At 71.5% G+C, this 22,069-nt stretch carries 20 protein-coding genes; 6 read left to right on the plus strand and 14 right to left on the minus strand.

Annotated elements, in window-relative coordinates; genetic code table 11:
* Positions 1-170 precede the first annotated feature (170 nt).
* A complete protein-coding gene (locus tag MQP27_RS00555) occupies positions 171-626 on the plus strand; it encodes an ATP-binding protein (protein WP_242759026.1) in 456 nt (151 codons plus the stop codon).
* A gap of 268 nt (positions 627-894) precedes the next feature.
* Here the strand turns inward: MQP27_RS00555 and MQP27_RS00560 are convergent, their stop codons facing one another.
* Together MQP27_RS00560 and pepN are read right to left on the minus strand one after the other, a co-directional pair.
* Complete coding sequence (locus MQP27_RS00560; protein WP_242759027.1) at positions 895-1,941, minus strand: hypothetical protein; 1,047 nt, start codon at positions 1,939-1,941, stop codon at positions 895-897.
* Positions 1,942-2,129: 188 nt separating this feature from the next.
* Positions 2,130-4,706, minus strand: coding sequence for an aminopeptidase N (gene pepN / locus MQP27_RS00565; protein WP_242759028.1), 2,577 nt, complete (start codon positions 4,704-4,706; stop codon positions 2,130-2,132).
* 138 nt (positions 4,707-4,844) lie between these two features.
* Here pepN and MQP27_RS00570 point away from each other — a divergent pair, with 138 nt between their 5' ends.
* The gene (locus MQP27_RS00570; protein ID WP_242759029.1) at positions 4,845-5,507 is read left to right on the plus strand and encodes a mycothiol-dependent nitroreductase Rv2466c family protein; all 663 of its coding nucleotides are present in this window, start codon (positions 4,845-4,847) and stop codon (positions 5,505-5,507) included.
* Between the two features lie 14 nt (positions 5,508-5,521).
* On the opposite strand, the gene MQP27_RS00575 is transcribed toward MQP27_RS00570, so the two are convergent.
* The 4 genes from MQP27_RS00575 to MQP27_RS00590 form a co-directional block, all read right to left on the minus strand.
* Positions 5,522-5,755, minus strand: a complete 234-nt coding sequence (locus tag MQP27_RS00575) for a hypothetical protein (RefSeq protein WP_242759030.1) — start codon at positions 5,753-5,755, stop codon at positions 5,522-5,524.
* Positions 5,756-5,829: 74 nt separating this feature from the next.
* On the minus strand, positions 5,830-7,257 hold the full coding sequence (locus tag MQP27_RS00580; protein WP_242759031.1) for an FGGY-family carbohydrate kinase: 1,428 nt from the start codon (positions 7,255-7,257) through the stop codon (positions 5,830-5,832).
* Between the two features lie 13 nt (positions 7,258-7,270).
* Positions 7,271-8,317, minus strand: a complete 1,047-nt coding sequence (locus tag MQP27_RS00585; RefSeq protein ID WP_242759032.1) for a 2-hydroxyacid dehydrogenase — start codon at positions 8,315-8,317, stop codon at positions 7,271-7,273.
* A gap of 93 nt (positions 8,318-8,410) precedes the next feature.
* Positions 8,411-9,223, minus strand: a complete 813-nt coding sequence (locus tag MQP27_RS00590) for a DeoR/GlpR family DNA-binding transcription regulator (protein WP_242759033.1) — start codon at positions 9,221-9,223, stop codon at positions 8,411-8,413.
* A gap of 122 nt (positions 9,224-9,345) precedes the next feature.
* On the opposite strand from MQP27_RS00590, the gene MQP27_RS00595 reads away from it, so the two are divergent.
* From MQP27_RS00595 to MQP27_RS00605, 3 genes are all read left to right on the plus strand, one after another.
* The gene (locus tag MQP27_RS00595; RefSeq protein WP_242759035.1) at positions 9,346-10,848 is read left to right on the plus strand and encodes an FGGY-family carbohydrate kinase; all 1,503 of its coding nucleotides are present in this window, start codon (positions 9,346-9,348) and stop codon (positions 10,846-10,848) included.
* Positions 10,849-11,035: 187 nt separating this feature from the next.
* Positions 11,036-11,668 carry a histidine phosphatase family protein gene (locus MQP27_RS00600; RefSeq protein WP_242759036.1) on the plus strand — a complete coding sequence of 211 codons (633 nt, stop codon included), beginning with the start codon at positions 11,036-11,038 and terminating at the stop codon, positions 11,666-11,668.
* A 12-nt stretch (positions 11,669-11,680) separates the two neighbouring features.
* On the plus strand, positions 11,681-12,457 hold the full coding sequence (locus MQP27_RS00605) for an SAM-dependent methyltransferase (RefSeq protein WP_242759038.1): 777 nt from the start codon (positions 11,681-11,683) through the stop codon (positions 12,455-12,457).
* A gap of 129 nt (positions 12,458-12,586) precedes the next feature.
* Here the strand turns inward: MQP27_RS00605 and MQP27_RS00610 are convergent, their stop codons facing one another.
* The 7 genes from MQP27_RS00610 to MQP27_RS00640 all read right to left on the minus strand — a co-directional run bounded on the left by MQP27_RS00610 (position 12,587) and on the right by MQP27_RS00640 (position 19,673).
* Complete coding sequence (locus MQP27_RS00610) at positions 12,587-13,234, minus strand: superoxide dismutase (protein WP_242759040.1); 648 nt, start codon at positions 13,232-13,234, stop codon at positions 12,587-12,589.
* 87 nt (positions 13,235-13,321) lie between these two features.
* Entirely contained in the window at positions 13,322-14,218 is an 897-nt protein-coding gene (locus tag MQP27_RS00615) for a TauD/TfdA dioxygenase family protein (protein ID WP_242759041.1), read from the minus strand.
* A 12-nt stretch (positions 14,219-14,230) separates the two neighbouring features.
* Positions 14,231-15,571 (minus strand): LLM class flavin-dependent oxidoreductase, encoded by a 1,341-nt coding sequence (locus tag MQP27_RS00620; RefSeq protein ID WP_242759042.1) that lies wholly within the window; start codon positions 15,569-15,571, stop codon positions 14,231-14,233.
* Between the two features lie 115 nt (positions 15,572-15,686).
* The gene (locus tag MQP27_RS00625; RefSeq protein WP_242759046.1) at positions 15,687-16,412 is read right to left on the minus strand and encodes an ABC transporter ATP-binding protein; all 726 of its coding nucleotides are present in this window, start codon (positions 16,410-16,412) and stop codon (positions 15,687-15,689) included.
* Positions 16,388-17,239, minus strand: coding sequence for an ABC transporter permease (locus MQP27_RS00630; RefSeq protein WP_242759048.1), 852 nt, complete (start codon positions 17,237-17,239; stop codon positions 16,388-16,390). The genes MQP27_RS00625 and MQP27_RS00630 overlap by 25 nt, the downstream gene beginning before the upstream one ends.
* Complete coding sequence (locus MQP27_RS00635; protein WP_242759052.1) at positions 17,236-18,303, minus strand: ABC transporter substrate-binding protein; 1,068 nt, start codon at positions 18,301-18,303, stop codon at positions 17,236-17,238. The genes MQP27_RS00630 and MQP27_RS00635 overlap by 4 nt, the downstream gene beginning before the upstream one ends.
* A 179-nt stretch (positions 18,304-18,482) precedes the next feature.
* Positions 18,483-19,673, minus strand: a complete 1,191-nt coding sequence (locus tag MQP27_RS00640) for an ROK family protein (protein WP_242759053.1) — start codon at positions 19,671-19,673, stop codon at positions 18,483-18,485.
* 424 nt (positions 19,674-20,097) lie between these two features.
* Between MQP27_RS00640 and MQP27_RS00645 the strand changes: the two genes are divergently transcribed.
* Positions 20,098-20,676, plus strand: a complete 579-nt coding sequence (locus MQP27_RS00645) for a biotin transporter BioY (RefSeq protein WP_242759054.1) — start codon at positions 20,098-20,100, stop codon at positions 20,674-20,676.
* Here the strand turns inward: MQP27_RS00645 and MQP27_RS00650 are convergent.
* On the minus strand, positions 20,660-21,994 hold the full coding sequence (locus tag MQP27_RS00650; RefSeq protein ID WP_242759057.1) for an FAD-binding oxidoreductase: 1,335 nt from the start codon (positions 21,992-21,994) through the stop codon (positions 20,660-20,662). The genes MQP27_RS00645 and MQP27_RS00650 overlap by 17 nt on opposite strands.
* Positions 21,995-22,069: the final 75 nt, after the last annotated feature.

The following is a 22,069-nucleotide window of genomic DNA, read 5'->3' on the forward strand; positions in this document are numbered from 1 at the left end:
GTCGCCGCGTGCAGAGTGTGACATCGCGTATGCGGCCCGCGCAGCCGATTGTGCAGAACTCGGCATAGTCCAATTTGCAGCCGACTGATTAATCAACTGCGTTTCGATTGAAGTCGAACGGGTGCTCCGGCCACCGTGGTTGAACAGCCACAGCGCAGAAGGGACCCCACATGCCGACCCCCCAACCCCCCACCCTCCTCACCCCCGACTGGTCCACGAGCTACCCCCTGACCCTCCGCAGCCCCCGCCTCGCCCGCCTCCACACCCGCCGCCAACTGACCCTGTGGAACTGGACCGGCGACATCGACGACGCCGTACTCGTCACGTCGGAGCTCGTCACCAACGCCGCCGTGCACGGCAGACTCCCCGGTCACGAACTGTGGCTGCGGCTCGCCGTGTCGGACGGCGGCGTGCTGTCCGTCGAAGTGTCCGATCCGTCGCTGGCGTTCCCGGTGGCAAGGGTGGACTCCGGTGGCCGTGAGGGCGGACGCGGGCTGCTCGTCGTACGGGAACTCGGCGCTGAACTGGACTGGTTCCTCCGTGCAGATGTAGGCAAGACGGTACGGGCGCGGCTCGCACCGGCGTCCGCGTCCGCGCCGGCCATCTCGCCGCCGACGGTGCCGTGACTGTCAGGGCCGCCGCTTCCCGCCGATGCCACCGAAAGGCAACGGCTGCGCTCCAGCCACTTCATCGCCTCCCGCCCGCGAAGTGCACGGTTGCCGCCACGGGGTCGTGGTCGGCGCCGATGGGGTCGAGACGTAGAACGGATATTACGTAGATGGAATCTACCTTGGCTCGCCCCGCCCGGCGTGCGCACACCCGAGGAGGGACCGCCGGTCCCCCTCCGACCGGCGGTCCCTCCTCTCCCCTCCTGGTGCCTGCCCCGGTCCGTCACTACCGGGGCAGCACCACGACATACGCGGCCGGGTCGCGGTCGCCGGAGGCCATCAGGGCGGTGCGGACCACCGCCGCCTGTTGCTCCATTCCGTCGCGGAGCTTCTTCGGGGTGATGTAGACGACCGTGATGCCGAGCCGCTCCAAGGTCTCCCGCTTGCGGGCGTACTCCGACCACATCGCGTCCTCGTCCTGGCGGGGGGCGCGGGTGTCGAGTTCCACCGCCACCGCCTGCTCCGGCCAGTAGGCGTCGAGGCCGCCGAGGTGGGGGCCGCCGGGCAGGCGCAGGTCGACGTTCCAGACCGGGTCGGGCAGGCCGTGCTCGTGGACCATGCGGTAGAGGCGGTCCTCGGCGATCGCCCGGCCCTCGGCGAGGAGGGAGTCGACGGCGTCCACGACGTGCGGGCGGCTGAGGAGTTTCGCCGCGTTCAACTCCCGTACCACCGAAGCCGGTTCGCAGTGGCCGCCGCGCACCGCCTCGGTCAGCAGCCGGCGTACCGCCCCCGCGTCCGAGAGCTCGGCGACCGCGTCGGCCAGTGCGCGCGGCACCGGGGCGATCGGAACTCCCGTCACCTGCTGCGGAGTCGGCAGGGCGGCGGTGCGGACGATTCTGGCGCAGCCGGTGGAGCGCAGGCGGCGCAGACGCGGGACCAGTACGTCGATCTTCTCGATGGACAGGAGCGGGGGCGCCGACGTGAAGCCGTGCAGGGTGAGGGCCGCCAGGCCCGTGATCATCGCCTCCGCGTACACCGCGCGGTGCGGGGAGTCCGCGGCGGGCTGGACCGGCACACCCGGCGTCGACTCCCGGGCCGCGTACATCAGCACCGCGTGCAGCCGCTCCTCGCTGGTCGGCGGACCCGGGTGGAGCAGGAACACACCCGGGAGGATCTGCTGCCAGGGGCCGCCGGGGCGGCACTGCTCGTTCATCTCCGACGAGGAGACACCGTGCGAGCGCAGCTGGGCCGTGGTCAGCACGCGGCGGTGGACCTCGGCGAGGTGGCGCAGGGGGCGGGGGGAGGCCGGGGGGAGCGGGGTGTTGTGGTTCATGTCGAGGGGTTTTCCGCGCCCGGACCGCCCCCTAACCGCTGTTACACGCCCGTCGACAAATACGGACAAGGCGGCACTAAAGGACGGGTGTTCGGGTGCCGATAGGGCGCCGAAAACCCCTGGTCCGATCGGGTCGGACCAGGGGTTACGGGTGTTGTTGACCGAATTTCGTAACGGTCACCGACGGATCAAGCCTTGGCCATGGCTGCCTGTGCCCGGAGCGCCCGCGCGAGGTCGTCCCGCCCCTCCAGGACCAGCCGCCGCAGCGCCGGCGCCGCGTCCTCGTGGGCCGCGAGCCACGCGTCCGCCGCGTCCAGGGTCGCCTGCGAGGCCTGGAGCGAGGGGAACAGACCCGAGACGATGTTCATCGCGGTCTGGATCGACCTCGTGGACCACACCCGCTCGATCGCCTCGAAGTACTTCTCCGTGTACGGCGCCAGCAGCTCCCGTTGGCCCGGCTGCCCCCACCCGGCGATCGTCGCCTCGGCCAGCGCGTTGGACAGCGCGTCCGACTCCACCACCTGGGCCCAGCCCTGCGCCTTCACCGCCGCCGACGGCCGCCCGGCGAGGCAGCGCACCTGGTGCCGCTTGCCGGACGCGGTGTCGTCGCGGGCCAGTTCGGCCGCCAGCTCCGCCTCGCCGGCCGACCCGTGCACGACCAGCGGCTCCAGGAACGCCCACCGAAGCTCCTGGTCGACCTCCAGGCCGGGGATGACCGTGGTGCCGTCCAGCAGCCCCCGCAGTACGTCGAAGCCGCCCTCGTCCTCGGCCGTACGGGCGAAGAAGCGCGCCCACGCCAGCTGGTGCTCGCTGCCCGGCTCGGCCCGCTCCAGCAGTTCCCGCCGGGCGCACTCGGCGAGCAGCGCCGCGCCCTGGTCGCGCCACTCGGGCGTCGCGTAGTGCACCAGCGCCGACTCGGCCCACGCGTGCACCATCTGCAGCACCCCGATGCTGGTCTCGCGCCCCGCGAAACGCATCACCAGGTCCAGGAAGTCGGACGCCGGCAGCAGCGCGTCCCGCGTCAGGTTCCACAGCGCCGACCAGCACAGCGCGCGGGCGAGCGGGTCGGTGATGTCACCGAGGGCCGCCTTCAGCGTCTCCAGGGAGCCCGCGTCGAAGCGGATCTTGCAGTAGGTGAGGTCGTCGTCGTTGACCAGGACCAGCTCCGGTGCCTCGGCACCCGACAACTCCCGCACCACCGTACGGGGGCCGTCGACGTCGGCCTCGGCGCGCGCGTACCGCTCCAGCGCGCCCTCGGGCGTACGCCGGTACAGGCCCACCGCCACCCGGTGCGGCCGCAGTTCAGGATGCGACTCGGGCGCCTCCTGCACCACGGCCAGCTCGTCGACCTTCCCCTCCGCGTCCAACAGCACCTGCGGGGTGAGGGAGTTGACGCCGGCCGTCTGGAGCCAGGACCGCGACCAGGCGCCCATGTCCCGCCCGCTGGTCTCCTCCAGCACCGACAGCAGGTCACCGAGGCGCGTGTTGCCGTACGCGTGCCGCTTGAAGTAGCGCCGCGCGCCCTCCAGGAACGCGTCCTGGCCGACGTACGCCACCAGCTGCTTGAGTACGGAGGCGCCCTTGGCGTACGTGATGCCGTCGAAGTTGAGCTTCGCGTCCTGGAGGTCGCGGATGTCGGCGGTGATGGGGTGCGTGGAGGGGAGCTGGTCGGCGCGGTACGCCCAGGCCTTGCGGCGGTTGGCGAAGGTGATCCAGGAGTCCTTGAAGCGGGTCGCGCCGACGTTCGCGAACGTGCCCATGAAGTCCGCGAAGGACTCCTTCAGCCACAGGTCGTCCCACCACACCATGGTGACCAGGTCGCCGAACCACATGTGCGCCATCTCGTGCAGGATCACGTTGGCGCGGCCCTCGTACGACGCCTGCGTCACCTTGCCGCGGAAGATGAACTCCTCGCGGAAGGTGACAAGTCCCGGGTTCTCCATCGCGCCGAGGTTGTACTCCGGCACGAACGCCTGGTCGTACTTCCCGAAGGGGTACGGGTAGTCGAAGTTGTCGTGGAAGAAGTCCAGGCCCTGCTTGGTGACGAGGAAGACGTCGTCCGCGTCGAAGTAGGGCGCGAGACCCTTGCGGCACAGGGCGCCGAGGGGGATCTCCAGCTTGCCGCCGTCGTCGAGGACACGCTCGTACGAGTCCGTCACGTAGTGGTAGGGGCCCGCCACGACACACGTGATGTACGTCGAGATCGGCTTCGTCTCCGCGAATCGCCAGACGCCGTCGGCCAGATCGCCGACGCCGTTGCTCCACACCGTCCAGCCCTCCGGCGCGCGCACCTCGAAGCGGAACGGCGCCTTGAGGTCGGGCTGCTCGAAGCCCGCGAAGACCCGGCGCGAGTCGGCCGGCTCGTACTGGGTGTAGAGGTAGACCTCGCCGTCCTCTGGGTCGACGAAGCGGTGCATGCCCTCGCCGGTGCGGGAGTACGCGCACTGGGCGTCGACGATCAGCTCGTTCTCCGCGGCGAGGTCCTCCAGGAGGATGCGGGAGCCGTCGAAGACCTGACCGGGGTCCAGATCACGGCCGTTGAGTGAGACGGAGGTCACACTCGGGGCGATCAGGTCGGCGAAGGAGGCGGCGCCGGGCTCGTTGCTGCGGAAGCGGATCGTGGTGACGGACCGGAAGGTGCGGGGGCCGTCCCCGGTCTCCTCGCCCACCGCCGAACGCAGGTCCAGAGACACCTCGTACCCGTCGACGGACAGCAGGGCGGCCCGCTCCCGGGCCTCGTCACGGGTCAGATTCTCACCGGGCACGGGCGGTACTCCCTCGGCTGGCGTTCGGTATGTGGACAGGCCCGATCCTGCCATGCGCTCCTGACCGCGGGCACTCGGGAATGGGGACGGCGGTGCCCGGTGTTGCCGGTTGAAACGAACACTTTTCCTAGGAGCCCCATGTCCGAGACCGCGAGCACCTCCGCGAAGACCCCCGTCGACTTCTGGTTCGACCCGCTGTGCCCCTGGGCCTGGATGACCTCCCGCTGGGTCCTTGAGGTGGAGAAGGTCCGGAACATCGAGGTGCGCTGGCACATCATGAGCCTCGCGGTGCTCAACGAGCCGAAGATCGACGAGCTGCCCGAGGAGTACCGCGAGCTGCTGGAGACCAAGGCCTGGCAGCCGATCCGGGTGGTCACCGCGGCCTGGCAGAAGCACGGCTCCGACATCCTCGGCCCGCTGTACACCGCGCTCGGCACCCGTATCCACAACGAGGGCCAGGGCCCCACCCGCGAGGCCGTCGAGGGCGCTCTGGCGGACGTCGGCCTGCCCGCCGAGCTGATCGAGTACTTCGACCAGAAGGACTTCGAGTTCGACGCCGAGCTGCGCGCCTCCCACAAGGAGGGCATCGACAAGGTCGGCCAGGACGTCGGCACCCCGGTCATAGCCGTGCCCGGCGCGGACGGCGAGCAGATCGCCTTCTTCGGCCCGGTCGTCACCCCCGCCCCCAAGGGCGAGGAGGCGGCCCGCCTCTGGGACGGCACCCTCGCCGTCGCCTCCGTCCCCGGCTTCTACGAGATCAAGCGCACCCGCACCAAGGGCCCGGACTTCAGCAACCTGTAGGGCGCGGGGGGAGGCTATCCGGCGTCGGACTCGGGGAAGGTGCCGCCGTCGTTCACGTCCCCGAGCCGCTGGAAGCGCCGGCAGCCGGGGCGCGAGCAGCGGTAGTACTTGGCGGAGACGGTCCACTTCCTGCCGTTCTGCTCCTGGTACCGCTGGACGTGCGCCTTCTCCGACTCGTCGGTGATCGGGACGAAGTCCTCGACGCTGCCGCAGTTCTTGCACCGCCTGGACTCGGACCTGGACGCCATGGGACCTCCTCCTCGCGACCAACACCGGCCCTGTGAGCGTAAGTTCTCGCGGGGCCGGTGCGGCAGTCCCGGAATCAGACCCGCCGCGCCCGGTTCCGGGCTGCGGCCAGCCGCTCCAGGTGCTCCCCGTACGCCTTCGTGTAGTACGCGGCCCGTGCCGCGTCCGGCTCCACGACCGCCGTCGGCTCCGTCCACGCCGCGGCGTCCAGCGCCACCCCGTACCGCTCCGCCGCCGCCAACACCGCGCCCCGCGCGCCGACTTCACCCTCGACGACCCTCAGCGGCCGCCCCAGCACATCGGCCAGCAGCCGCATCCACGCCGGACTGCGCGTCCCGCCCCCGCACACCGCGAGCGAACCCGTCAGCCCCGCCGCCGCCAGACAGTGCCGGGCCGCGAAGCCGATGCCCTCGCAGGTCGCGCGGACCAGGTCGCCCTTGGTCGACTCCAGTGAGACGCCGGTGAGTTCGGCCCGCAGCCGGGGTTCGACGAAGGGCGCGCGCTCACCGGACGGGGCGAAGTACGGGAGCACACGCACGCCGTTCGCGCCGGGCGGGGTGTCGGCGAGCAGCGCGTCGACCTCCTCGTGGTGGACGCCGGTCGTCGACAGCACCCAGTCCAGGGCCGCCGTACCGACCATCGCCGGCATCGCGCGCAGCCGGTGCCCGGGCCGGTCGGTGGAGATGTACAGCCCGGCCGGCTCCCCGCTCAGATCGAGGTCGGTCGTGGCGACGAGGCTCGCCAGGCAGGTGCCGACGATCAGCAGCCCGTCGCCCGGCACGGTCACCCCGGCGCCGAGCGCGCAGGCCGGCAGGTCGTACGGCCCGTTCGCCACCCGCGTACCGGCCGGCAGCCCCTCCCCGCGCGCCTCGGCGACGGCGAGCGGATCCCCGATCGGCGCGAGCAGACCGCGCCGGTGGGTGAGGCCCAGCAACTCCACCACCCGGTTGTCGTACGTCCGTGTCCGCGGGTCCAGGAACGGCATCGACGCGTCCGACACATCCGTCGTCGCGGGCGCGCCCGTCAGCCGCCGGAAGACCATGTCCTTGCAGTACAGGGCGGTCGCGGCGGCGTCGAGAGCCCTCGGCTCGTACCGGTCGAACCAGGCGAGCAGCGGCCCCGGACACCCCGGGAACATGGCGCTCCCGGTCCGCCGGAACACCGCCTCGAAGGTCCCGTCCTCCAGCCACTGGTCGAGCAGCTCATGGGCCCGCCCGTCCATCCAGGAGGCCGCGGCCCGCACCGGCAGCCCGTCCTTGTCGACGAGCCAGACCCCGTCCCCCTGCCCGGTCAGCCCGGCGAGCTCGACGGGCCCCGGCACCCGGGTGGTCAGCTCCCCGAGCACACCGACGACGGCCGAGTACACCTCCTCCATGTCCTGCTCGACGACACCCCCGTGCAGCGCGAGCCCCACCGGCCGTGCCGCCACGGCGAGTTCACGCCCGCCGCCGTCGAACGCGGCGGCCTTCACCGTGGACGTGCCCACATCGATACCGACGTACATCCCGCCTCCCGGCTCAGGTCAGACAGTGCGCCAACGTCTCCCCGCGCGCCCAGCGCCCCACTTCCTCCGCCGCGATCCGCGCAGCCTTCTCGGCCACCGCCCGCGAGGCGCCTCCCAGATGAGGTGTCATCACCACCCGATCGGCCAGGCCGAACAACCTGGACCCCGCCCCCACCGGCTCCCTCTCGTACGTGTCCAGCGCCGCCCCCGACAACCGCCCGCTCTCCAGCGCGTCGCACAGCGCGTCCTCGTCGACCAGCGGCCCCCGCGCCACGTTCACCAGCACCGCCCCCTCCGGCAACAGCGCCAGCTCCCGGGACCCGATGAGCCCCCGCGTCTCCGGGGTGAGCCGGGCGTGCAGGCTGACCACCCGGGACCGCCGCAGGAGTTCGTCGAGCGAGGAGACCCGCAGACCGTGGATCTCGCCGCGCACATAGGGGTCGTACACCATCACCTGCGCCCCGAAGGCACACAGCGCGCGGGCGACCCGGCTGCCGACGGCTCCGTAGCCGACGAGCCCGACCGGCAGATCCTCCAGCTCCAGACCGCTGTGCTCATACGTGTAATAGGTCGCCCCCTGCCAACTCCGCTGCCCGGCGAGGAGGTTGTGGGCCTGGGGGATGCGCCGCAGCGCGGCGAGCAGCAGCCCGACGGTGAACTCGGCGGTGGCGGCGGCGTTGCGCCCGGGCGCGTAGCAGACACGCACGTCGTTGACCTTGGCCGCGTCCAGGTTGACGTTGACGGGCCCACCCCGGCAGACGACAACGAGCCGGAGCGCGGGGGAGGCCTCCAGAACCCGTTCGGTCACCGGCGCCATCTGGGTGACCAGGACCTCGCGGTCGTCGGCGAGGGCGGCGATCAGCTCGTCCTCCGTACCGCTCGCCTCGTCGACCTCGGCCACCGGCCCGAAGGGCTCCAGCGGCCAGCCCAGAGTCAACTCCCGCACCAGGAAGCCCCGTCCGGACCCCTCCCGGGGCCAGACCCCGGAGATCGCCTCCGAGATCAGCCTCGGCCGGACGAAGTGGTCACCGGCGGCCACGATCCGCAGAATCTCGCTCATCGCAGGAAGTCTCCCGTCTCGGCGAGGAGGCGGCCGCGGCCGACGCGCCCACGATCCTCCGTCCCGGTCATAGACCACCCCTCCTCTTATGGCTTATGGCTCGCTCTCGGAGATCGCACAGACGCGGTAGTCGACGTTCTGCTCCTCCAGGTCCCGCAGGTCCGCCGCCGACGCCCCGTCGTCGACGAGGAGCAGGTCGAAGCGGGAGAGCGGGACGACCCGGTGCAGGGCGGTCCGGGCGAGCTTGGTGTGGTCGATCAGCAGCACGCTGCGGGCGGCCGCGTCGAGCATCGCCCGCTTCACCGACACGATGTGCTGCTCCTGGTGGTACGCATAGCCCCCGCGCACGGCCGACGTCGACGCGAAGCACACGTCCACCCGCAGCTGCTCGATCGCCTCGACGCAGGAGACGCCCAGGAAGGACGAGTGCAGCGGGTCGTAGTCGCCGCCGAGGGCGATCAGATGGATGCCCCGCTGATCGGCGAGGAGGTTGATGGCCTCCAGGAAGTTGGTGACGACCGTCAGCGGCGTCACGTCACCGAGCCGCAGCCGCCGCGCTATCTCCAGCGCAGTGGTCGAGTCATCCAGCATGACCGCCATGCCGGGCTCAATGAGCTTCAGGGCCTCCTCGGCGACGGCGGCCTTCTCGGCCCGCATGGTCTTCAGCCGGTACTGGACGTTGGACTCGAACACGCCGGACGGCTGCGCGGTCACCCCGCCCCTGAACTTCCGTACGATCCCCCGCCGTTCGAGCTCGTCGAGATCCCGGTGCACGGTCATCAGGCTCACCCCGAACCGCTCGGCGAGCTCCGCCGCGGTCGCCGAACCGTCGGCCAGCACCCTCTCGGCCATGGCGGCCCGACGGACCGCGGGCCCCTGCTGCACACCGCCACCGCTGCTGCTCATCGTGTGGCCGAGGGTGTAACGGCGGAAGTTGCGAGTCAATCCCTCGCGCAAGCGAAATCCGCGAGTCAATATCAATCAGTGCTGTGAAGTTCTCACTGTCGACCGATACCCGGGAGGCGCGGATGCCGGACGAGCTAGAGACGTATCTGGGCATCGACCTGGGCACCCAGAGCGTCCGAGCACTGCTGGTCACGGCCGACGGAACGGTCCTGGGCCGCGGCTCGGCCCCCCTCACCGGCCGCCGGGAGGGGAACCGCCACGAGCAGGACCCGGGGGACTGGTGGGCCGGGGTGTGCACGGCGTCCCGCCAGGCACTGAAGGGACCGCACCGCCCGCGGGGCCTGGCGGTGTGCGGCACCTCCGGAACCATCCTCCTGACGGACAAAACAGGCCACCCAAGAAGCCCCGCCCTCATGTACGACGACGGACGCGCCGCGGACGAGGCAGCACAGGCACGAGGAGCGGGCCTACGGGTACAGAACACATGGGCGCTGCCGAAGGCACTGTGGCTGATGGCAAAGTACGCCCCCACCCGCCACCACTCCCACCACCCCCATCTCCACCTGGCCCGCCCGACTCCCTTCCGCCTGGCCCACCAGCCCGACCTGATCGTCACCCGCCTCACCGGCGAGGTCCCGCCCACCGACTCCAGCCACGCCCTCAAGACCGGCTACGACCTGGAGCAGGACACCTGGCCCTACGAATCCCTCGCCGAACTCGGCCTGCCCGACGGCCTGTTGCCCGACGTGGTACGCCCCGGCACCCCCCTGGGCGAGGTCTCCCCGGAGGCCGCCGAGGCGACCGGCATCCCGGCCCGCACCCCGGTCGTCGCCGGCATGACCGACGGCTGCGCGGCCCAGATCGCCTCGGCGGCCCTGCGCCCCGGCTCCTGGAACTCCGTACTCGGCACGACCCTCGTCCTCAAGGGCGCCGCCACCGCCCCCGTCCACGACCCCACCGGCGTGGTCTACAACCACCGTGCCCCGGACGGCAGTTGGCTGCCGGGCGGGGCCTCCGGCGTGGGCGCCGGCGTACTGACCGCGGCCTTCGGGAGCGCCGACCCGACAACCATGGACGCACGGGCGGCGTCCTACGAGCCGTCCGGCGCGGTGGCGTACCCCCTCCTCTCCCGCGGCGAACGCTTCCCCTTCAACGCGCCGACCGCCTCCGCCCTCCTCCTGGGCGAGACAGCCAACGACGCCGACCTGTGGGCCGCCCTCCTCCAGGGCGTCGCCTTCGCCGAACGCCTCTGCCTGGACTACCTCCACCACCTGGGCGCCCCCCTGGACGGCCCCCTCACCTTCACCGGCGGGGCGGCCCGCAGCGAGTACTGGAACCAACTCCGAGCGGACATCCTCGCCCGAGAGGCCCGCGTACCGGAACAAACCGACCCCGCCCTGGGCATGGCGGCCCTGGCGGCCCACGGAACCGGGGCGGGCCCCCTCCCCGAGGTGGCCGAACGCATGGTCCGCATCACCACCACCCTCACCCCCGACCCCCACCGCACCGCCCGCTTCGCGGAGCCGTACGCCCGCCTGATCGACGAACTGACGACCCGCGGCTGGCTACCACCCCCCGTGGCGACCCACGCACACGCCCGCCTGAGCCGTGACACCACAACGTGACCACAGCCACCGCCACCGTGGCCGTGGCCGCGGCCGCCCACGCACGGGAGCGGGTCGGGGCGGTACGGCGCAACCCGCCGCGTACATGGCATTCGCGCAGGCCCACCCCTCCAAGAAGCACCAACCCCGTGGGCGGCGGGTTCGCCGTACCGCCCCGACCCCGACCCACCCACGAACGGACCGCGCGATGAGCACCACCACGACCACCCTCCTCCTGGCCCGCCACGGCGAGACCGTCTGGCACGCCGAGAACCGCTACGCCGGAGCGAGCGACGTCCCCCTCACCGACACGGGCAGAGCCCAGGCCGAGGCACTCGGCCGCTGGGCGGCCACCCACCCGGTCGACGCCATCTGGACCTCCCCCCTCTCCCGCGCGGTCATCACCGCCGAGCCCGCCTGCCACGCCCTCGCCCTCACCCCGCACCGCGAACCCGACCTCCGCGAATGCGACTTCGGCGCCCTGGAAGGCCGTACCCTCGCCGAATTCGCCGCCGAGAACCCGCACGCGGCCCACGCCTTCCGCGAGGACCCCGTGGCCAACCCCTTCCCCGGCGCCGAGAACCCACTGACCGCCGCCGCCCGCGGCGAAGCCGCGCTGCGCCGCATCGCCGCCGCCCACCCCGGCCGACGCGTCCTCGTCGTCGCCCACAACACCCTGCTCCGCCTGGTGCTGTGCACACTCCTCCACATCCCGCCCGCCCACTACCGCAGGGTGTTCCCCCGGTTGCGCAACGCGGCCATCAGCGAACTCACCGTGAACGACGACGGTTTCGCCGCACTTCTCTCCCTCAATGTGCCGTGCGAGCCCGACCTCCCGTAGCACCATGGGCACATGACGGAGATCGACACCTCGGTACCCCACTCGGCCCGCATCTGGAACTACTGGCTGGGCGGCAAGGACAACTACCCCGTGGACGAGGCGGCCGGCGACGCCTACACCGCCGTCTTCCCCGGCATCGTCACCATCGCCCGCGCCAGCCGCGCCTTCCTCGGGCGCAGCATCCGGTACCTGGTGGAGGAGGCGGGCGTACGGCAGTTCCTGGACGTCGGCACCGGCCTGCCCACCGTCGACAACACCCACGAGGTCGCCCAGCGCAGCGCCCCCGAGGCGAAGATCGTCTACGTCGACAACGACCCGCTGGTCCTGGCCCATGCCCGCGCCCTGCTCACGTCCACGCCGGAGGGCGTGACGGCGTACGAGGACCTGAACCTGTACGACCCGGACGCCATCCTCGCGGCGGCCGCGAAGACGCTGGACCTCACACAGCCGACGGCCCTGATCCTCAGCGGCATCCTCGGCCACGTGGCCGACTACGACAAGGCCCGCTCCCTGGTCCGCAGCCTGGTCGCGGGCCTGCCCTCGGGCAGCTACCTCTCCGTCAACGACGGCTCCCGCGGCACCGACCAGGCCTACGAACAGGCGCAGGACGCGTACAACGAGACGGGCGCGGTGCCGTACTTCCTGCGCCCGGTGGACCAGATCACGGCGTACTTCGACGGCCTGGACCTGGTGGAACCGGGCGTGGTCTCGGTCCCCCTGTGGCGCCCGGCACCCGGCGCGGACACAACCCCGATCGGCCAGCACGGCGGCCTGGCCCGCAAGCCCTAGCCCCTTGCAAAGGAAGCCCCTGTCACAGGAAGCCCCCGAGAGTCACGTCCTCCCGGGGGCTTCCGTCATTCCGCCCGCCCGGCGAAGGTTGAGAAGACGATCACGAGGCAGGACGCTTTCGTCGCCTGCTCAAGGAGCGAGCAGCAACGCATCCCCCCGGGACTTGGCGGCGGCGTAACGACGGGCCACGTCCTGCCAGTTGACGACGGCCCACATGGCCTCGATGAAGTCGACCTTCTGATTCCGGTACTGCAGATAGAAGGCGTGCTCCCAGGCGTCGAACACGAGAATCGGGGTGGAGCCCTGCCCCACGTTCCCCTGATGGTCGTAGACCTGCTCGACGATCAGCCGCCCACTCAGCGGCTCATACGCAAGCACACCCCACCCCGACCCCTGCGTGGTCGCGGCGGCCTTCGACAACTGCGCCTTGAACCCGCCGAACGACCCGAACGACTCGGCGATGGCGTCGGCCAGCTCCCCGACCCCGTCCACCGCCAGCGGCTCCCCGCCACCGTCCCCGCCCCCGGCCATGTTCTGCCAGTAGATGCTGTGCAGGATGTGCCCGGACAGATGAAAGGCGAGGCTCTTCTCCAGCCCGTTGACGGCCCCCCAGCTCTCCTTGTCCCGAGCCTCCGCCAACTGCTCCAGCGTGTCGTTGGCGCCCTTCACATAAGCGGCGTGGTGCTTGTCGTGGTGCAGCTCGATGATCTCGGCGCTGATCACGGGGGTCAGCGCGGAGTAGTCGTACGGCAGGTCAGGCAGCGTGTAGACGGGCATGACGTATCCCCTCAAGCTCTTATTGCGAATAACTCGCAACAGCAACCTACCAGCAACTACTCCCGCGCAAACCCCCAGGGCCGGTGACTACGCGGCCACGGTCGTGTAGTGCGAGGCGTCGCCCTCGATGGAGTAGCTCTCCTTGCCCTCGATGCCGACCGGGATGTCACCGGCGACGGTCACCCGGTGCAGGCGGCGCGGCAGACCGTCGTAGTTGTCGACGGCGTAGTGCTGGGTGATGCGGTTGTCGAACAGGACGAGCTGGTTCTCCGACCAGCGGTGGCGCAGGACGTTCTCCGGCCGGGTCACGTACGCCTGCAGCAGGTCGAGGATCTTCCGGGACTCGCCCGGCGACAGCCCGACGATCCGCTGCGCGAACCCGCCGATGAACAGCCCGCGTTCACCGGTCAGCGGGTGCACGCGCACCACCGGGTGGACCGTGCGGTACTTGATGGACGTGAACTGGGCGCGCTGGGCGGCCTGTTCCTCGTCGACCTCCTCCTCCGGTACGGCGTAGTCGTAGTCGTTGGTGTGCTCGGCCCACAGCGTGTCCGCCAACGAGCGCAGGGACTGGGGCAGTTGGCGGTAGGCGGCGGCCGAGCTGGCGATCAGGGTCTCGCCGCCGTACGGCGGGATCGTGATCGAGCGCAGGGTGCTGGCCTGCGGCGGGTTGAGGACGAAGGTGACGTCGGTGTGCCAGTGGTTGGCGGCCCGGCCGCGCTCGCTGTCGACAGGCAGCACATTGGGGACGCCGTCGACGGAGGAGACCGTCGGGTGGGCGGTGGTGACGTCGCCGAAGTGGCGGACGAAGGCCTGCTGGGACGCGTCGTCCAGGTCGACGTCGTCGAAGACGAGCGCCTTGTGGACGTTGAGCGCCTCGCGGATCGCGGCGGCGGTCTCCTCGCCGAGCGGCTGGGAGATGTCGACGCCCGAGACGCGGGCGCCGATGTTCGCGGTGACCTTCTGGATCTCGATGCCGGACATGTGCGGGTCCTTTCAGACGAGGGCGTTTTCCCGGGGTGCGTACTGGTTGGCGGGGCGGGGGAGGCCGTAGCGCTCCCGCAGGGTCTGGCGGGGGCCGTACTCCGTGCGCAGCAGACCCCGGCGGCGCAGGATCGGCACGACCTGGTCGACGAAGGTCTCCAGGCCCGAGGGGAGCACGGCGGGCATGATGTTGAAGCCGTCGGCGGCGCCCTGGGCGAACCAGGTCCCGATGGCGTCGGCGACCTGCTCGGGCGTACCGGCGAAGGTGAGATGACCGCGCCCGCCGCCGAGCCGCCCGATCAACCGCCGGACGGTGAGGCGCTCGCGCCGGGCCAGCTCCACGATCAGCGTGTACCGGCTCCTGGCGCCCTCGATGGCGCTCTCGGGCGGCAGCTCGGAGGGCAGCTCGGCGTCCAACTCCAGCGTCCCCTCCGGGAGTTGCAGCAGCCGTTCCAGATTGGCCACCCCGTGCCGGTGCACGATGTGGTCCTCCAGCACCTGCTCGTTCGCCCGCGCCTCGGCCTCGGTCGACCCGACGACCGGCACGATCCCGGGCAGCACCTTGATGTGCTCGGGGTCGCGCCCGGCCGCCGCCGTACGGGACTTGAGGTCGGCGTAGAAGGCCTGCGCGTCGGCGAGGGTCTGCTGGGCGGTGAAGACGGCCTCCGCGTACCGGGCGGCGAAGTTCTTGCCGTCCTCGCTGGAGCCCGCCTGCACGAGCAGCGGGTAACCCTGCGGCGAGCGGGGCACGTTGAGGGCGCCCTCGACGCTGAAGTACGTGCCCCGGTGCCGGGGCGGGTGGATCTTCGTGTCGTCGCCCCAGACGCCGGTCTCCTTGTCGCCGAGGATCGCGTCGTCCTCCCAGCTGTCCCAGAGCTTGAGGGCGACGTCCAGGAACTCGCCGGCTCTGGCGTACCGCTCCGCGTGCGCGGGCTCGGCGTCGAGACCGAAGTTCCGGGCGGCCTCCGCGCCCGCCGTGGTGACGATGTTCCAGCCGGCCCGGCCGCCGCTGATGATGTCCAGCGAGGCGAACTTGCGGGCCAGGTTGTAGGGGGAGTTGTAGGAGGTCGACGCGGTGGCGATCAGGCCGATGTGCTCGGTGGCGGTCGCCAGCGCGGTCAGCAGCGTGAGCGGTTCGAGTGCGCCGGCGGGCCGCTGCGCGACACTGCCCCACAGCTGGGGCCCGTCGGCGAGGAACAGCGAGTCGAAGGTGCCGCGTTCGGCGGTCCGGGCGAGCCGCACGTAGTGACCGAGCTCGACATGGGCGTAGGGGTCGCTCTCGGGGAGCCGCCAAGAGGCTTCGTGGTGACCGGTGTTCATGAGGAAGGCGTTGAGGTGGAGCCGGCGGGTCATGCGTGGTCCTTTGCTTGCGGGCGTGGGGGCGGGCCACTCGGCCCGTCCGGCGTTCGAGGACGAGGCCGTTCAGGCCGAAGCGGGGGTCTGGGGGCGGCAGCCCCCACAGGCGCGGTCACGAGGCGTCCTCCGTGACACCCAGCGCGGCCAGCAGCCGTTCCCGGTACTCGCCCAACAGGGGGTCCCGGTACGAGCGCGGATGCGGGCGGTCGATCGTCAGGTCCAGGCCGATGCGGCCCTGGTCCAGCATCAGCACCCGGTCGGCCAGCACGATCGCCTCGTCCACGTCGTGCGTGACCAGCAGCACGGACGGCTGGTGGGCCTTCCACAGCTCCCGCAGCAGCGCGTGCATCCTGATCCGGGTCAGGGCGTCCAGCGCGCCGAACGGCTCGTCGGCCAGCAGGAGTTCGGGCTCGCGGACCAGCGACCGCGCGAGCGCCGCCCGCTGTGCCTCGCCGCCGGACAGCTCGCCCGGCCAGGCCCGCTCGCGCCCCTTCAGCCCGACCTCGGCGAGAGCCGCGCGCCCCTTCTCCTCGCCCCCGGTCCCCAGCAGTACGTTGTCCAGCACCCGCCGCCAGGGCAGCAGCCGGGAGTCCTGGAAGACGACCGACACCCGCTCCGGCGCGGTCAGCCGCCCGCTTCCGGTCACGTTGTGGTCCAGCCCCGCGACGGCCCGCAGCAGCGTGCTCTTGCCGGACCCGCTGTGCCCGAGGAGGGCCACGAACTGCCCGGCGGGGATGTCGAGGTCGATGCCGTCGAGGACCGTACGACCCTCGAACGACCGTGTAAGGCCCCGGATCCGGACGGCCGGCCGGGTCAGCTGCTCAGTGTGCGGCGCCATGACAGCACCCTCCGTTCGACGAGACGGACCGCGCTGTCGGAGACCAGGCCGAAGACCCCGTAGACCAGCAGCCCGACGAGGATCACGTCGGACTGGCCGTAGTTCTGGGCCTGGAACATCATGTAGCCGAGTCCGCTGGTGGCGTTGATCTGCTCCAGGACCACCAGGCCGAGCCAGGAGCCGGTCACCCCGAGCCGGAGTCCCACGAAGAATCCGGGCAGGGCGCCGGGGACGACGATCTGGCGGACGAACTGGAGCCTGGACAGCCCCTGGACCTCGGCGAGTTCGACGTACCGGCTGTCGATGCCGGACAGCGCCGCGTGCGTGTTCAGGTAGATCGGGATGTAGACGACGATGGCGATGATCGCGATCTTGAAGGTCTCGCCGATGCCCAGCCAGAGGATGAACAGCGGGATCAGACCGAGGGTCGGGATCGCCCGGTTGAGCTGCACGGTCCCGTCGATCAGCGCCTCGCCGACCCGGCTGAGCCCCGACGCCAGCGCGAGCAGGACCCCGGCGGTGAGGCCGATCGCGAAGCCGTACGCGGCCCGTTCGAGGGAGGTCAGGATGTCGGTGGGCAGGGTCCCGGCGGTCCACAGCCGGCCGGCCGTCCGCAGCACGGTCCAGGGCGCCGGGATCGCGCCGGGGTCGAGCTGTCCGGCGGCGGAGGCGGCGGCCCACAGGGCGACCAGCACGGCGGGGCCGGTCAGCCGGGCCGCGGGCAGCCGCCTGCCGGGGGCGAGGCCGCGCCGCCGCCGTACCCGGTGGCCCTCCTGCGCGACCGCGGCCGGCGCGGCGGTGGTCGTGGTCGTGGTCACGGCGCTCACCTCCGGTACTCCGCCGGTACGGCCCGGGCGGCGATGGACTCGAAGCGGTGGTCGAAGAGCGAGGAGACGTCGAACTTCTTCACGAAGCCGCCCTCCGCGAGCAGATCCGCGGTCTCCTGCTCCCACTTGATCGCCTCGGCCCAACTGGGGGGAAACAGCGGCTTGTTGGCGAGGTCGGAGATCGACTTCGCCTGGGCGAGGGTCAGGTTCTGCGTCTTGACGTAGAACTCCTCGTTCCAGCGGTCCGGGTTCTCGTACTGCCAGACCTGGCCCTTGGCCCAGAACGGGATGTACGCGGCGACCGCCGCCGCCTTCGCGGAGTCGGCGAGCACCGAGGTCGGCGCCCAGAGTAGGTTGAGCAGGTCGACGACGTCCGTGGTGATGGTGCGGGCACCCTTGGCGCCGTACTGCTGCAGATACGCGGGCACCTGGGTGTTGGCGAGCGGCGCGATGTCGACCTGGCCGGACTGCAGGGCGGTCAGGAACTGGTTGCTGGTCAGCGGCACCAGCTTCACCTCGTCGTACTTCAGCCCGGCCTGCTTGAGCGCCCGCAGGAGTACGACGCCCTGCGCCTGGCCCTGCGAGAACGCGAGCTTCTTCCCCTTGAAGTCGGCGACCGAGCGGATGTCGCTGCCGGGCTTGGTGGCGAAGAGGTAATTCGGCTTGCGGGTGATGTCGATCGCGACGATCTTCGCGTCGAATCCCTGGTAGTGCGCCTGGATCGGTGGAATTCCCGCGTTGTTGGCGAGGTCCAGGGATTTCGCGCGGAAGGCGTTGATGACATCCGGTCCGGCACCGATGTTCACCCAGCTGGAAACCGTGAAGGGCAGGGTGCCCAACTTGGCCAGCTTGAACTGGAGTTGCTGGGCGTTCAGATAGGAGGCGACCTTCAGGCTGGTGCCGGCCGGCACCTTGTCGGCGAGCGGCGCGGACGAGGCGCCCTTGGTGTCGGCGGCCGCGCTGCTGCCGGCGCAGCCGCTCAGCCCGGCGACACCGGCGGCGGCGCCCACGACTGAGGTGAGGAACAGGCGGCGGTCGACGCCGGACGTACGGGAAAAAGGCATGGGAGGACTCCCTGAATAAGGGCATGAGGAATCGCCGAGAAGGCATTTCATGCAGAAGAAATGAGCGCGTCACGCGGGGCAACGTGTCAGCAACAAAGGGCGCGACAGTACAGGTGCGGGCTCATGAACAGGATGTTCGCTGTTTCGCGGAAGCCCTGTCAATATTCGGCGTTTCTGAATTAATTCCGCTCAGGTGAGGAGGCCAGCGGATCCCGGTAGAGCACGTCGAGGGCCACCGAACCGCCCGCCACGGCCAGCACGGAATCCGGGAAACTCGTCGGCAGCACGGAAGCCGCCCGCTCGGCCCCGACCCCCGCGCGCAGCGCGCTCAGGCAGTCCTCCCGGTGGATGATCCCCACCTCGGTCACCACCACCGTCTCCGGGTTGAGCACGTCGAGGAGCAGCCGTGCCGCCCGCCCGATCGCACCCGCCCGCGCCACCAGCAGCCGTACCGCCCGAAGGTCGCCCGAGGCGGCCGCGGTGACCACGTGCATGGGGTTCACGCCGTCGGTGACGCCTGCCTCCCGGGCCCGCCTGCACAGCGTGCGCTCGCTCAACTCGGCCTGTAGGCAGCCGACTTGACCGCAGTCGCAGGGCTCGGTGCCGCCCGGCACCGGCAGATGGGCGATCGCGCCCGCCTGGGAGCGCGGGCCGTGGTGCACCTCGTCGCCCGTGGCGAACGCCGCGTCGACCACATTGCCGACGAACAGATGCAGCACGCTGCCGCTGCCGCGGGCCCGCCCGAACAGCCGCTCCCCGTTGACCAACGCCCGCGCGTGGCCGTCCACATGGACCGGCAGCCCGGTGTGCTCGCCGAGCGTCCGCCGCACCGGCACGTCCCGCCAGCCCAGCAGCGGATGCTCCACCACGGTCCCGGACTCCCGGTCCACCCAGCCGCCGACGGCGACGCCGGCGCCCAGCGGACGGCAGCCCGGCGCCCCCGCGAGCAGCCCCGCGAGCCCCTCGGCGGCGCGTGCCAGCACCCACCCCGGATCGGTGCGCTCGTGCGGCAGCTCGCGCCGGACCACCACCCGGCCGCGCAGATCGAGCAGCGCGACGGTCGTGTAGGGCACCGCGACATGCACCCCGCCGACCACGAACCGCGAGTCGTCCAGGTCGACGGGGAGGTGCGGACGGCCCACCCCGTTCGAGCGCCGGGGCGCGGACGCCTCGCGGATCAGGCCGAGTTCGGCGAACCGGGCGCAGTAGTCCGTCACCGACGCCGGCGACAGACCGGTCAGCCGGGCGATGGTGGAGCGCGCCACCGGCCCGTGTTCGAGGACGGACCGCAGGACGACGCTGGCGCTCGTACGGCGCCGGGAGGCAGGGGAGGCGGGGGCGGCGGGAGTGGACGCCAGGGCAGTGGGCATGGAAGACCGTCCTCGGGAACGGGGCCGACACGTCTCGGAGGCCGAGGCGCGCCGAACCGCCCGCCTCAGCCGGGACGGCGACAGGTGGCAGCGCCCTGCCGTCGCAGGTCGACATAGCGACGCGACGTGAGATTCCGGGCCTGGGCAACCATGGTTCGAAGGGTAGGCCAGGAAGGGCGAATCAGACCAGACCACTAGGATTCATTTGGCGGAACCGCACACAGCCCCCCGGGCCGGTGAAGTGACCACGCCCTCCCCGCCTCAGTGACCGTTGTCACGCCGTGCCCGGTGTAACAGGCATCCTTTGTCCGGAGCCCACCAAGTCCGTGCTCCGGCCTTTGTCGACGAGTGATGGTGATCCGTTCGAGGGCGCCGGGATAGCGTCACCGTGTCCCAGCATGTCCCCGTCACCCGCGGAGTCCCCATGAGCACCGCTTCCGCCACCGCCCGCCCCCAGGTCCTCGCCGACCTGCTGCCCGCGTCCCGCCTCCGGGACGTGGCCCTCGTGCTCGGCGGCGCCGCGCTCACCGGCCTCGCGGCCCAGATCTCCGTGCCCGTCCCGGGCTCCCCGGTCCCGGTGACCGGCCAGACCTTCGCCGCGCTGCTCGTCGGCACCACGCTCGGCGCGAGCCGCGGCCTGAGCGCCCTCGTCCTGTACGCGCTGGCCGGTCTCGCGGGCCTGCCGTGGTTCGCCGGCGGCACCTCCGGGACCTCCGTCTCCTTCGGCTACATCCTCGGCATGATCCTGGCCTCCACCGTCGTGGGCGCCCTGGCCCGCCGCGGCGCCGACCGCTCCGTCGTACGCATGGCGGGCACCATGCTGCTGGGCGAGGCCCTCATCTACGCCGTCGGCGTCCCGTACCTGGCGTACGCGGCCGACATGTCCCTGTCCGCGGCGATCGCGGCCGGCCTCACCCCGTTCCTGCTCGGCGACGCCCTGAAGGCGGCCCTGGCGATGGGTGTCACGCCCACCGCCTGGAAGCTCGTCAACAAGCAGCGCTGACACCGTAGTTGTGACGGAAGAGGTTCGCCGGGTCGTACGACGACTTCAGCCCGGCGAGCCTCTTCAGCGTCTCCCCGTCGTAGAGCCCCTCGGCCCGGTCCCCGGCCCCGAAGGCGAAGTTGAGCGCCCGCCCGAGCGTGAGGTCGGCGAGCAGCGTGAAGGCCGGATCCAGCAGCGCCCGCGCCTCCTCCCGGTCCCCGGCCGCCAACAGCCGCACCAGGAAGCGCCCTTCGCGGTACGGCACCGAGTTCGGCGCCGGCCGGGCGAGCGCCCCGCCCAGATGATTGACCTGGACGACGCACATGGGCCCGCCGGAGTCCGGCCCGACCCGCGCGAGCAGCTCACCGGCCCGCACCACGTCCAGCTCGCTCAGCACCGCGCTGTCCCCGTAGTAGGCGTGCGGGAAGTCCGGGTCGCTGTGGATGGTGTGACTCTCGGCGTACGGCATCTCCCGCAGCGAGTCCGCGAGCACGGGCCCCAACTCCCTCAGGGGAGCGGTGATTTCGGGGCCGTCGGTCCCGGTGTACGCGACGCGCACGGACACCACGTACCGCCCCCGCAGCTGCGGCGGCAGCGCCGGCAGGTCCGGATACGGTACGGCGGCGAAGGACGAGGTCAGCCCGTCGGGCACGGTCCGCGTCCACTCCTCGTAGGCCCGCAGCAGCGCCGCCGGGTCGGTCTCCCGCCCGTCGAAGGCGACCGACCCGCCGTACAGCGTCCTCACGGGTACGAGGTCGATCTCCAGCTCGGTGACGACGCCGAGGTTGTGGCCGCCGCCGAGGAGCGCCCAGTACAGGTCGGGTGCGGAGTCCCGGGTGACGTGCCGGAGCACGCCGTCCGCCGTGACGACGTCCAGCGAGCGCACATGGTCGGCCGCGTAGCCGAACTCCCTTGCCAGGATGCCCAGTCCGCCGCTCAGCGTGTAGGAGACGGCGCCGACGCCGGGGGCGGAGCCGTTGAGCGGCGCGAGCCCGTACGGCTCGGCGGCCGCGACGACCTGGCCCCAGCGCACGCCCGCCTGGACGCGGACGGTACGCGCCCCGGGGGCCACGCTCACCCGGTCCATGCGCCGCGTGGTGACGAGCACCCCGCCCGGGAAAGCGCCGGGCAGGCCGTGGCCGGTGGCCTGGACGCCGACCGGGAGGCCGCGCTCGGCCGCGTACCGCACGGCGGCGACCACGTCCTCGGCCGAGGCGGCGGCGAAGACCACGTCGGGGCGCCGCGCGAACCCGGTCTGGAAACCGGCGAGTTCGTCGTCGTAGCCAGGGTCGCCGGGACGGAGGACGAGCAGGTCCGCGGTGTTGTCGACGGTGTTCATGGCGCACAGAGTGCCCGCATAACCTGACACCTGCCGTCAGGTTATGCGGGCGGACTGAATAACGGGCCCTCGGTG

It is taken from the genome of Streptomyces cylindrosporus (genome assembly GCF_022698165.1).
In the GTDB taxonomy this organism is placed as follows: Bacteria; Actinomycetota; Actinomycetes; order Streptomycetales; family Streptomycetaceae; genus Streptomyces; species Streptomyces cylindrosporus.

Bases quoted from the DNA above. Each gene is read 5' to 3' on its own strand.
- MQP27_RS00555 (WP_242759026.1), top strand. From the start codon at position 171: ATGCCGACCCCCCAACCCCCCACCCTCCTCACCCCCGACTGGTCCACG.
- MQP27_RS00560 (WP_242759027.1), bottom strand. From the start codon at position 1,941: ATGAACCACAACACCCCGCTCCCCCCGGCCTCCCCCCGCCCCCTGCGC.
- MQP27_RS00570 (WP_242759029.1), top strand. From the start codon at position 4,845: ATGTCCGAGACCGCGAGCACCTCCGCGAAGACCCCCGTCGACTTCTGG.
- MQP27_RS00575 (WP_242759030.1), bottom strand. From the start codon at position 5,755: ATGGCGTCCAGGTCCGAGTCCAGGCGGTGCAAGAACTGCGGCAGCGTC.
- MQP27_RS00580 (WP_242759031.1), bottom strand. From the start codon at position 7,257: ATGTACGTCGGTATCGATGTGGGCACGTCCACGGTGAAGGCCGCCGCG.
- MQP27_RS00585 (WP_242759032.1), bottom strand. From the start codon at position 8,317: ATGAGCGAGATTCTGCGGATCGTGGCCGCCGGTGACCACTTCGTCCGG.
- MQP27_RS00590 (WP_242759033.1), bottom strand. From the start codon at position 9,223: ATGAGCAGCAGCGGTGGCGGTGTGCAGCAGGGGCCCGCGGTCCGTCGG.
- MQP27_RS00595 (WP_242759035.1), top strand. From the start codon at position 9,346: ATGCCGGACGAGCTAGAGACGTATCTGGGCATCGACCTGGGCACCCAG.
- MQP27_RS00600 (WP_242759036.1), top strand. From the start codon at position 11,036: ATGAGCACCACCACGACCACCCTCCTCCTGGCCCGCCACGGCGAGACC.
- MQP27_RS00605 (WP_242759038.1), top strand. From the start codon at position 11,681: ATGACGGAGATCGACACCTCGGTACCCCACTCGGCCCGCATCTGGAAC.
- MQP27_RS00610 (WP_242759040.1), bottom strand. From the start codon at position 13,234: ATGCCCGTCTACACGCTGCCTGACCTGCCGTACGACTACTCCGCGCTG.
- MQP27_RS00615 (WP_242759041.1), bottom strand. From the start codon at position 14,218: ATGTCCGGCATCGAGATCCAGAAGGTCACCGCGAACATCGGCGCCCGC.
- MQP27_RS00620 (WP_242759042.1), bottom strand. From the start codon at position 15,571: ATGACCCGCCGGCTCCACCTCAACGCCTTCCTCATGAACACCGGTCAC.
- MQP27_RS00625 (WP_242759046.1), bottom strand. From the start codon at position 16,412: ATGGCGCCGCACACTGAGCAGCTGACCCGGCCGGCCGTCCGGATCCGG.
- MQP27_RS00635 (WP_242759052.1), bottom strand. From the start codon at position 18,303: ATGCCTTTTTCCCGTACGTCCGGCGTCGACCGCCGCCTGTTCCTCACC.
- MQP27_RS00640 (WP_242759053.1), bottom strand. From the start codon at position 19,673: ATGCCCACTGCCCTGGCGTCCACTCCCGCCGCCCCCGCCTCCCCTGCC.
- MQP27_RS00645 (WP_242759054.1), top strand. From the start codon at position 20,098: ATGAGCACCGCTTCCGCCACCGCCCGCCCCCAGGTCCTCGCCGACCTG.
- MQP27_RS00650 (WP_242759057.1), bottom strand. From the start codon at position 21,994: ATGAACACCGTCGACAACACCGCGGACCTGCTCGTCCTCCGTCCCGGC.